Raw genomic sequence first — 10,638 nt, forward strand, 5'->3', positions numbered from 1 at the left:
CCTCAGGCAACCGCCTCGGTATCGATCACCAGTACTGGATCGCCGGCATTGATGATGGCGCCGGGCTGGCAATGCAGGCCGGTAACCTTGCCGCTGGCATTGGCGAGGATTTCGAATTCCATCTTCATCGCTTCCACCACCACCACCGGTTGCCCTTCGGTGACCTGGGCTCCTTCGTCCACCAGCAGCTTCCAGACATTGCCGCTGATTTCCGCGCTGATCAGGTGCCCGTTGACTTCGCCAATGTCCGTTTTGCTACCGAGCATGGCGGAGGCGATGGCGGCGTCTTCGTTCTGCCAGCGCGCCACTTCCTCACGGTAGGCGGCATCCCGTTGCTCGGTGAAGCGGGCAATGCTGTCGGCATTGTCGGCGAGGAACTGGCGATGTTCGGCAAGACTGAAGGGTTCTTCGGTGATGTCGATCTGCAGATGCCCATGGCGGAAAGCGTCTCGCATTTCGTCGAGTTGCGCTTCGCTGACCGGGTAATAACGGACCTGATCAAAGAACTTGAGCAGCCAGGGTTCGTCGTTGGCGAATTGCGGATTTTTCAGGTGTTTGTTCCAGATCGGCAGGGTGCGGCCCACCAGCTGGTAACCACCCGGGGAGTCCATGCCGTAGATGCACATGTACACCCCGCCGATGCCCACGGTGCCTTCGGCGGTGTAGGTGCGTGCCGGGTTGTACTTGGAGGTCATCAGACGATGGCGTGGATCAATGGGCACGGCACAGGGGGCGCCCAGATACACGTCGCCCAGCCCCATCACCAGATAGCTGGCGTTGAACAGGGTGTCGCGAACCTGATCGATGGAATCGAGACCGTTGATACGACGAATGAATTCCACATTGTTGGGCAGCCAGGGCGCTTCGCTGCGAATGGTTTCCTGATAGCGGGTCACCGCATCCAGGGTGGCGCTGTCTTCGAATGCCATGGGCAGGTGCAACACCCGCGAGGTGACCACCATGTCATCCATGCTGCCGAGGCGGTTTTCCCGCTCCAGCAAGGTGTTGACCAGGTCTCTCTGGGTAATCAGGCGGGAGTCGTAATGCACCTGCAGGCTGCGCACCCCCGGGGACAATTCCAGGATGCCTGACACCGGTGTCGCCTTGAGGTTTTCCATCAGGGCGTGGACACGCATGCGCAGGGCCAGATCGAGCACGTTGTCGCCGTATTCGATCAGGATGTACTTGTCGCCGGCTTGCCGATAGACAATGCGAGGCGCATCCCCGTCGGCGTCTTGTTCCGCCAGCATGGTGTGCGAGGTAAAGGCATGGTCTTCGGAGCTCACCTGGGGATGAATCACCGGGATGCAGCCAAGGTTGTCGATGGAGGCATCCTGGGCTTCCTCCATGGCTCTGGCTTCGGCAAAGCTGATGGGCGAAAAGCGAATGCTGTCGCCGGGTTTCAGCTGGCCCACTTTCCACAGTTCGGCCTTGGCAATGGTGACCGGACAGACAAACCCGCCGAGGCTGGGGCCATCCTTGGTAAGAATGACGGGGAAATCCCCGGTGAAGTTAATGGAGCCGATGGCGTATTCGTTGTCGTGGACATTGGAGGGATGCAGCCCGGCCTCACCACCGTCAGTCCGGGTCCAGCTGGGCTTGGGGCCGACCAGGCGAATGCCGAGGCGATTGGAGTTGTAGTGCACCTGCCAGTCTGCAGCAAAGAACTCGTCGATGGCGTCTTGGGTAAAAAAGTCGGGGGCACCGTGGGGGCCGTAGAGTACCTTGATGTCCCACTGCTGCGGGTAGTCCGGAATCAGTGAGACTTCCGCACCGTGAGGCTCGGCCACTGGCGCCGGGGTGGGGCAACCTGCGAGCCGAGGTTGGCAGATGGAGAGGACGTCTCCCTTGCGCAGGGTGCGTCCTCCGTGGCCGCCAAACTGACCCAGGACAAAGGTGGATTTGCTGCCGAGATAATCGGGTACATCAATGCCGTTGCGAATGGCGATGTAGCTGCGGCAGCCAGAGGTGACCTTGCCGGTGGTCAGGGTTTGCCCGGCGTTGACCGTGATTGGCTGCCACAGGGCAACGGGCTGGCCGTCCAGTTGGGCCTCGCAGTCTGCGCCGGTCAGGGCAATCACGGTGTCACAATGAAAGGTCAGTGAGGGGCCGCACAGGGTCGCTTCCAGTCCTGCTGCGGAGGGATGGTTGCCGACGATGCGGTTGGCCAGCCGAAAAGCAAAATCGTCCATGGGGCCGGAAGGCGGAACGCCGATATCCCAGTAGCCGTCACGGCCGGGGTAATCCTGCACCGTGGTGTAGGTGCCGGGGTCCTCAATTTCGAACGCGGTCGGGGCGTAGTGGAAGGTTTCCAGGTAACGGGTGGAGACCTTGCCGGCGATCACGTTTTCGTCGCGCAGGATCTGGCGCAGGTAATCCAGGTTGGTGGCGATACCGGACAGTCGGGTGTGTGCCAGTGCATCCTGCATTTTAGCCAGTGCATCAGTGCGGTCGGCACCGTGCACGATTACCTTGGCAATCATCGGGTCGTAGTGCGGGCTGACCACGGTGCCGGTGTCGACCCAGCCGTCCAGTCGAATGTTGTCCGGGAAAAAGACTTCGGTCAGTTCACCGGGGCTGGGCTGGAAATCTTTCAGGGCGTCTTCTGCGTAGATACGCACTTCCATGGAGGCGCCCTGGCTGATGTAGCTTTCGTTTAGCGGGGGGCGTTGGCCGCCCGCCAGTTCCACCATCCACTGCACCAGGTCCACGTTGAAGACGGATTCGGTGACGCCATGCTCCACCTGCAAGCGGGTGTTCACTTCCAGGAAATAGAATTCGTCGCGCTCGTCGTCATAGATGTATTCCACGGTGCCCGCGGAGCGATACTTAACGGACTGACCGAGTCGTACGGCGCTGGCATGAAGTTTTTCGCGGGTGGCCTGGGGAAGATTGGGGGCGGGGGTTTCTTCTACCACTTTCTGGTTGCGCCGTTGCAGGGAGCACTCGCGTTCCCCCAGCGCCAACACGGTGCCTTCGCCGTCGCCAAAAATCTGTACTTCCACATGGCGCGCCCGGGCCACAAAGCGCTCGATGAATACCCCGCTATCGGAGAAAAAACTTTCGCCAAGGCGTTTCACGGATTCATAGGCGCAGACCAGTTCGGCCTCGTTGTTGCACCGTGACAGACCGATACCGCCGCCGCCGGCGGTGCTCTTCAGCATGACCGGGTAGCCGATATCGCTGGCCGCCTGTCTGGCCTCATCCAGGCTTTGCAGCAGGTCGGTGCCGGGGGCCAGAGGCACTCCGGCTTTTTCTGCCAGGGCACGGGCTTCATGCTTGAGCCCGAAGTTGCGAAGCTGGGCCGGGGTCGGGCCGGCGAACGCGATGCCGTTGGCTTCACAGGCTTCGGCGAACTCGGCATTTTCTGACAGGAAGCCGTAGCCGGGGATGATCGCATCGGCACCAGTATCGAGGGCCGCTTTCAGAATCAGGTCGGTTTTCAGGTAGCTCTCTGCGGCGGTTTGACCGCCCAGCGCCACCGCTTCATCGGCGGCGCTGACGTGCTGACTGTTGCGGTCCGCGTCGGAATAGACGGCTACGGAGGCAATGCCCATCTGCTTCAGGGTACGGCAAATTCGTACGGCGATTTCACCCCGATTGGCGATCAGCACTTTCTTCAACATCAAAGAGCTCCCTCTTGTTTCAGTTTGGCAATGTAGTTTCTCCAGCCTCCCAGCGCGGTAATGTCGGTGGCGTCATCGATGGCCCACGGTTCACAGATAAAGCCTTTTACCCAGCGGCCATCGACGGTTTCCAGGCTGCCAATGCCGAGCGGTGCCGGTATCAGCCCGACAAAACTGCCGAAGTGTTCGACGGGCATTTGCCACAGTTCGATGGGAATGCTGTCGCCGCCGTCTTTCGGGTTACGGATCAGCCCGGGTTTGGGGGGCACGGTGTTGGCTAGGGCATACAGCCGGTAGCGGGGTGCGGTATGGGTGGCTTCCAGCAGCACGGCGTTGCGTTCGGTGAGCTGGCTGTTAAGGGGCATGCCGGTGAGATGGGCACCGACCACTGCCACAGTAATGAAATCACTGCCGTCATTGTTGGCGGCGCGGTGGGCGGGGGCGGGTAATGCCTGACCGGTAGCGCCGGCTTGCCAGGGCTGATGTTGCTGCCAGCGGCGGCCGAATTCTGCCAGGGCATGGTCCTGCCAGGCGTCGCCAACGAGAGTCACGCCGGCGGGCAGACCGTCAGCCCGGAATCCACCGGGCAGGGCCAGCGCGCACAGGTCCAGTAGATTCACAAAATTGGTCCAGGTGCCAAGCTGGCTGTTCAGGGTAATGGGGTCATCACTGACTGCTGCCCGGGTATAGATGCCCGGTGTGGTCGGCAGCAGCAGGGCATCTACCTGGGACAGCAAGGCGTCGGCTTCGCGTTTCAGTTCGGCCAGCTGGTATTGGGCCCGGAAGCTGTCGGCAGCCTTCAGGTCGGCGGCGGGCTCAAGGATGTTGCGGATCACAGGCAGGACGGCGTCTGGCTGAGTCTGCAGCAGTGACTCTGTGACGGTGAAGCGTTCAGCCACCCACGGCCCCTGGTAAAGCAGCGCTGCCGCATCTTCCAGCACCATGGTATCCAGCGGCACCAGATCGGCTATGGCCTGAATACTTTCCAGCTGTTGTTCCCACAGGGCTTTGGCCTGCGCGTCACCGAACCAGGGCAAGACGTTGGGAATGCCCAGTTTCGGCCGCGCCGGCAATCCGCTGGCTTGCCGTGCCGGAGCTGGACGGCTGTAGGCATCGTGTTCATCGAATTGCCCGGCAATCTCGTAGATGGTCTGCGCGTCATCGACATTCAGGGCAAAGACGCTTACGCAATCGAGTGTCCGGCAGGCGGGAACAACCCCTTTGGTGCTGATGGCGCCACGGGTGGGTTTTAGCCCCACCGTATTGGTGAACGATGCCGGGACGCGGCCAGAACCGGCGGTGTCGGTACCCAGGGCGAAAGGTACCAGTCCCAGGCTTACGGCTGTGCCGGAGCCGGAACTGGAGCCGCCACTGACATAGTCCGGGTTGAACGGATTGGGGACTTCACCATAGGGCGAGCGGACGCCCACCAGGCCGGTGGCGAACTGGTCCAGATTGGTCTTGCCTACCACGATGGCGCCGGCCTCGCGTAGCAGGCGCACAACGGTGGCGTCTTCTTCGGGGGTGTAGGCAAACGCGGGGCAGGCTGCGGTAGTCGGAATGCCCGCCACATCAATATTGTCTTTCACCGCAAAGGGAATGCCATACAGGGGCAGGGAGGGATCGGTGAGGGCGCCGGCCTGGGCAACCAGGGAAGACTCGTCCAGCAGATGAATCCACAGGGCGCGCTCGCTGTCATGCAGATGCATCGCCAGTTGTTTCATGGCCTGCACCGGGGTGAGGTCCCCGCTGCGGTAGGCCGCCTGCCATTGTTGGAGAGTCCAGCCGATCATTTCGTTAGCACACCTGTTTGTATACAAGTTGGTATGCGTTCTTGTGCAAGGCGAGTGCCAGATGCGGCGGTCGTTGGTAATTGTCTGTTTTTACAATAGTTAATGGGGGTGGGATTGAGTACGGCGGTGGCCTCTGCCAATACTGGGTGCGCCAACATGAAGCGGTTGCGCTGAATCGGTGCAGCCCGGGTGGGCCGGCGTCTGGCATCAGCAATGCCGATGGCAGGGACAGCAAGGATCTATTTCCGCAACGTTGGCGGCTTTGCCATTGTGGTTACGGGGTATTCACTGATTTCCCCAGTGGAGGAAAGCGATGTCACAACGAGCGTTGGTGGTAGAAGGTGGTGCCATGCGCGGCATTTTTGCGGCGGGGGTGCTGGATGCGTTTCTGGAAAAGGATTATCGGGATTTCGATTTTGCAGTGGGGGTGTCGGCCGGCTCCACCAATCTGATCGGGTACCTTGCCGGTGATCTGGGACGCAGCCGAAGAATCATTACCGACCATGCTTGCCGTCCCGATTTTATTAACTGGCAGCGGTTCATGAGCGGGGGGCATCTATGTGATGTGCACTGGTTATGGCATCAGTCTCGCCTCGAGGTGCCCTTGCATCTGGAGCAGCACTGGCAGGGCCGAGTGCCTCTGTGGGTGGTGGCTACGTCGGTGGAAGATGGCACCCCCCGTTATTTCCAGGCCAGCCCCGACAACCTGGACGACATCATGACTGCGTCCTGTTCCATCCCCTTTGCCTATCGGGCGTTTCCGGAAGTGGCCGGGCAGCCCATGACCGATGGCGGTCTGGCGGATTCCATTCCGGTGCAATGGGCCTACGAGCAAGGGGCGCGGGATATTACGGTGGTGCTGTCCCGGCATCAGGGATATCGCAAGAAACCCAGCGCTCTGACGCCGCTGATCAAACCGTGGGTAAAAGATATGCCTGCCCTGTACGACGCCATGGTCAAACGCACTGACGTTTACAATGCCTCGCTGGCGTTTATTGCCAACCCACCGGCGGACTGCCGGATCACTGTGATTGCACCGGATGAACATTTCCCGGTGAACCGTCTGACGACCAATGCCCGGAAACTGGAACAGGGCTATCAGCAGGGGCACTGGGCCGGGTTGCAGGCCCTGGGGGTGGAGATACCGTCTGCATCCAGCGGTTAATGCGGCGCCCACAAGGGGGGATGGCCTGACAAGGCAAGAAAGCGTGTCCTGTCAGGCCTGGAGAGATGTTGATGGCGACTACGAGGCGTCTTTCTCTTCGCAGTGCCACACCCATGCATCGAGCTCGATGTGTTCGATACCGCGGAACTGGCTTTCCATCATGAATTCACGGCGGTCTTTTACCACGCCACGGTTGCCGTCGGCTTTTTTAATCGCCTTGCGCAGTTTTTTCTTCACGTTGTTGTCGATGGTTTCGTCGCTGAACAGCATGCCCTGCATCTTGCTGCCGGACGATACCGACACCTCGCCCCTTTCTTCGCAACCCTGAGGCGCGTCACGAAGAATCAGGATGTCATCGGCTCTGGCAAGCAGGCTGGTGGCCGTCAGCAGAAAGATCAAGGTAAGGCGCATTTCAGGCTATTCCGTTGTTGTTATGGCTGGCAGGCCTGGCGCGCTTTGGCCACATTTTCCTGCAAGTGCCTTGGGTTGATGGTGCCGGCAATGATACTGCTGACACCAGCGGTGCCAAGGATCTGGTTCAGGCTTTCCTGCACCGGGTCCGCAATATTGTCATCCAGATGGCCACTGGCAAAGGCTTTCTTGATCAGGATGCCTTTCAGGTCGGCGGCGGCCTGCTCAATGACCGGTACTTCGTCGTGATGGCTCAGGTTGTAAGTGACCATGGCGATGTCGGCATGCTGCAGGGTGGCGAGGCCCCCTTCCACGGTTTTGGTGGACATGCCAGTGGCGCGAATCAGACCCGCCTTTTTGAGATCGTTGAGGGCATCCAGGGTCCCTTGCTCGATGATGGCCAGGTCATTGCCATCTGAATGTACCAGCACACAATCGAGATAATCGGTTTTCAATCGTGTCAGGCTGCGTTCCACCGAGCGGCGAACATGCTCGGGGGAAAAATCAAAATGGCTGGCACCGCTGTCGTTATCAAATTCCTCGCCCACTTTGGTGACGATGATCCATTCTTGTCGCTGGCTCATGAGCTGGCCGAGTCGTTGTTCGCTGTGGCCATAGGCGGGGGCGGTGTCGATCAGGTTGATCCCCAGATCGCGTGCCTGGGCCAGCAGTTCGACGACGGCGCGATCATCGGGGATGGTGAAGCCGTTGGGGTATTTCACGCCCTTGTCGCGGCCAATTTTTACCGTACCCAGTCCCAGGGCGCTGACGGTCAAACCGGTGTTGCCCAGCGGGCGCATGAAAGACATGAAAGCTCCTTAGCGGCAAGCTACAAGCTTCAAGCTGCAAGGCGCGGTTTAGGTCATCTGATCTGGCTGGCCGTGCCCGCGACCGCTATAAGCAACAAGCGCGGAGCAATAACCTGTCAGATCCAGAGAGCACTGCCTCGTGTTGTAGCTTGAAGCTTGTAGCTTGCTACTGAATATTTAAAAACACCTATGCCAGTACGGCACGCCCATGGGCGCCTGTTTCAGTTCCGCTGGCAGCATCATTGGTTCGCCCGGTTGCAGGCCATGCTCTTCCACCAGCGCCATGACTCTGTCACCCAGGTCCGGGGCCAGGGTCAGTTTGGTGGGCCAGCTGATGATCAGGTTCTGGTCGCGACGGGCATAGGCGCTGTCCGGCTTTACCAGTGTCTGTTGCTTCGGTTCGGCGCGCACTACATCCAGCGTGGCCAGTTGCGCCTGACTGAAATCCAGCCAGGGGAAGCGCTTTTTCAATTCTGCCTGGCCTGCGGCCAATTGTTCGGCATCCGTGCGCTGCACGCCCTGCTCAGCCAGATCGCCCCCCAGGTACCACACCACCTTGCCATCCGGGCAATCGTGGGTGGTCACGGTCAGTACCGGTTTGTTGCTGGTGCCCACACAGTGGGCATACAAGCGGTGGCCCAGGTCATGCTTGACGAGCACCATTTTTAGCGGCCGCAATTGGCTGTCTTCCTGCTCGAGCAAATGGGCCTTGTGAGCTTGCTCCAACAGGGCCGGGTTGCCATTGCCTGCAGCCAGAACGGTCATGGCCGGCTCGATTCGCAGGCCGTTGACGGTGGCGCAGGCCAAGCCGGCATCGTTCCAGGTCAGGGTGTCGTGCTGCGGATCAAACGCCAGCAGTCGATGGCGGACCGGGGCGGCCAGCGTCGCAATCAGGGATTCGGTATTGATGACCAGATCGTCCAGCGAATAGACGTTGCCCTTGAAGGCCTTGTCGGCAAGTGCAGAGGGATAATTTGCCCGCGACAGTTTTTCAATACGGCCCCGCAGCATCTTGCTGGCGAAGAAATTGGTCATCCGCGATGCCACCGAACCACTGGACCACATGTGCTGGGTGTCGCTGAGCACGCTAAGGTCGCGCAGGTCCACTGGGTCGTTGCCTGCCATGGCGGCACGCCAGCGATCAGGCATCTCGGCGATGGATTCCGATTCGCTGGAAAGGCTGCCGCCCAGGGCGTATTTCAGCCCGCCGTGAATAATGCCCTGGCTGGCCAGTGTCTGATCGCCCCCCAGGGTATGGCTTTCCAGCAGCAGGCATTGATAGCCGGCCGCATTGAGCCGGTTGATCAGCCACAGCCCGGCGATGCCACCACCGAGGATGAGAATGTCGGGTTTCAGTGTGGATTTGCTCATGGCACACCATCTGACAAAGGTGGGGCTATGCTAGCATAGACGGGTCGGGCGTCAGACGTCCGGCGTCCGATGTCAGACACAAGAAGCCCTATGCGAACCTTTTATTCTCTTCTCTGGTATTTGCTTCTGCCTTTCCTGTTCCTGCGACTCTGGCTGCGTGGGCGCAAGGCGCCAGCGTATCGACAGCGCTGGAAAGAGCGAATGGCCTGGGGCTATCGGCCGGGTACCCTGCGGCGCTCTTTGTGGGTTCATGCGGTGTCGGTGGGGGAGACCCTGGCGGCAGCGCCGTTGATTGAGCGGTTGCTGGCCGATCATCCGCAGACACCGCTACTGGTTACCACCACGACGCCAACCGGGTCGGAGCGGGTGAAAGCCCTGTTCGGCGACCGGGTAACCCATGTCTATTGTCCCTGGGAGGTGCCTTCCGCCCTGAAGCGCTTTTTCCGGGCGTTTGATCCCCAGCTGGTGGTGGTACTGGAAACCGAGCTCTGGCCGAATCTTTGTGCCGAGACAAAGCGTCATGGGGCAAGGCTGATGCTGATGAACGGGCGTTTGTCTGAAAACAGTTTTCGCGGCTACCGCAAGCTGCCACGGCTGGTGCGGCCGATGATGGCACAGTTCGATGTGCTCGCAGTGCAGACGCCGGTGGAGGCCGAGCGTTACGTGGCGTTAGGTGCCTGGCCGGAGCGTGTCCATGCCATTGGCAGTGTGAAGTTCGACATGACCCTCGATGAGCCGGTGCGTCAAAAAGCAGCCGCACTGCGGGCCGACATTGGCGCGCGGCCGGTGTGGATCGCCGCCAGTACGCATCCCGGTGAAGATGAGCAGGTGCTGGCGGCCCACCGCGATGTCATGGCCCGCCATGATGATGCGTTGCTGGTGCTGGTACCGCGTCACCCTGAGCGCTTTGATGATGTGGCATCGCTGGTGCGCCAGCAGCAGATGACGGTGGCCCGGCGTAGCGCCGCTGAGCCGCCTGCGCAGGCACAGGTGTATCTGGCGGATACCATGGGGGAATTGCTGATGTTGTTTGGCGCCGCCGATCTGGCCTTTGTGGGGGGCTCTCTGGTGCCGGTGGGCGGGCACAACCTGCTGGAGCCGGCGGCCTGGCAAAAACCGGTACTCACCGGCCCGCACCTGCATAACTTTACCGCCATCTCGCAGCTGCTGGACGAGGCCGGCGGGCTTTCGATGGTGAACGATGCCGGCGCACTGGCAACGACCCTGCTGGCACTGTTTGACGATGCGGCGCGGTGCCGGGCGCAAGGTGAGGCGGCGGCGGGAGTGGTTGAGGCTAATCGTGGTGCGTTGGAGAAGGGGCTGACGTTGATCAGTGAACAGTTAACAGTGAACAGTTAACAGCGCACGGTTGGGGGTGGTTGGGGTCTGCAGGGTGTTTGGCCGCGTTCAGGGTTTGGGTGAGGATTGTGGTTGATCGCTTGCAGGCAAGCTCCCACAGCAAG

General features: G+C 60.5%; 7 protein-coding genes. 2 read left to right on the top strand and 5 right to left on the bottom strand.

Features of this window, described 5'->3' with window-relative positions; translation table 11 throughout:
- Positions 1-2: 2 nt before the first annotated feature.
- Positions 3-3,626 carry an urea carboxylase gene (gene uca / locus A15D_RS10245; protein ID WP_102791858.1) on the bottom strand — a complete coding sequence of 1,208 codons (3,624 nt, stop codon included), beginning with the start codon at positions 3,624-3,626 and terminating at the stop codon, positions 3-5.
- Positions 3,626-5,419 (bottom strand): allophanate hydrolase, encoded by a 1,794-nt coding sequence (atzF, locus tag A15D_RS10250; protein ID WP_022984151.1) that lies wholly within the window; start codon positions 5,417-5,419, stop codon positions 3,626-3,628. Before atzF ends, uca begins: the two co-directional genes overlap by 1 nt.
- Before the next feature lie 313 nt (positions 5,420-5,732).
- Between atzF and A15D_RS10255 the strand changes: the two genes are divergently transcribed.
- Entirely contained in the window at positions 5,733-6,584 is an 852-nt protein-coding gene (locus tag A15D_RS10255) for a patatin family protein (RefSeq protein WP_022984150.1), read from the top strand.
- A gap of 78 nt (positions 6,585-6,662) precedes the next feature.
- On the opposite strand, the gene A15D_RS10260 is transcribed toward A15D_RS10255, so the two are convergent.
- The 3 genes from A15D_RS10260 to A15D_RS10270 all read right to left on the bottom strand — a co-directional run bounded on the left by A15D_RS10260 (position 6,663) and on the right by A15D_RS10270 (position 9,175).
- Entirely contained in the window at positions 6,663-6,995 is a 333-nt protein-coding gene (locus A15D_RS10260) for a hypothetical protein (protein WP_022984149.1), read from the bottom strand.
- Between the two features lie 20 nt (positions 6,996-7,015).
- Positions 7,016-7,804, bottom strand: a complete 789-nt coding sequence (locus A15D_RS10265; protein ID WP_102791859.1) for an aldo/keto reductase — start codon at positions 7,802-7,804, stop codon at positions 7,016-7,018.
- A 177-nt stretch (positions 7,805-7,981) separates the two neighbouring features.
- Positions 7,982-9,175: an FAD-dependent oxidoreductase gene (locus A15D_RS10270; protein WP_102791860.1), complete on the bottom strand. Its 1,194-nt coding sequence runs from the start codon at positions 9,173-9,175 to the stop codon at positions 7,982-7,984.
- A 90-nt stretch (positions 9,176-9,265) separates the two neighbouring features.
- Between A15D_RS10270 and waaA the strand changes: the two genes are divergently transcribed.
- Positions 9,266-10,534 (top strand): lipid IV(A) 3-deoxy-D-manno-octulosonic acid transferase, encoded by a 1,269-nt coding sequence (gene waaA, locus A15D_RS10275; RefSeq protein WP_102791861.1) that lies wholly within the window; start codon positions 9,266-9,268, stop codon positions 10,532-10,534.
- Positions 10,535-10,638 lie beyond the last annotated feature (104 nt).

Origin of the sequence: Alcanivorax sp. MD8A (genome assembly GCF_002888555.1) — a bacterium.
Lineage (GTDB): Bacteria > Pseudomonadota > Gammaproteobacteria > Pseudomonadales > Alcanivoracaceae > Alcanivorax.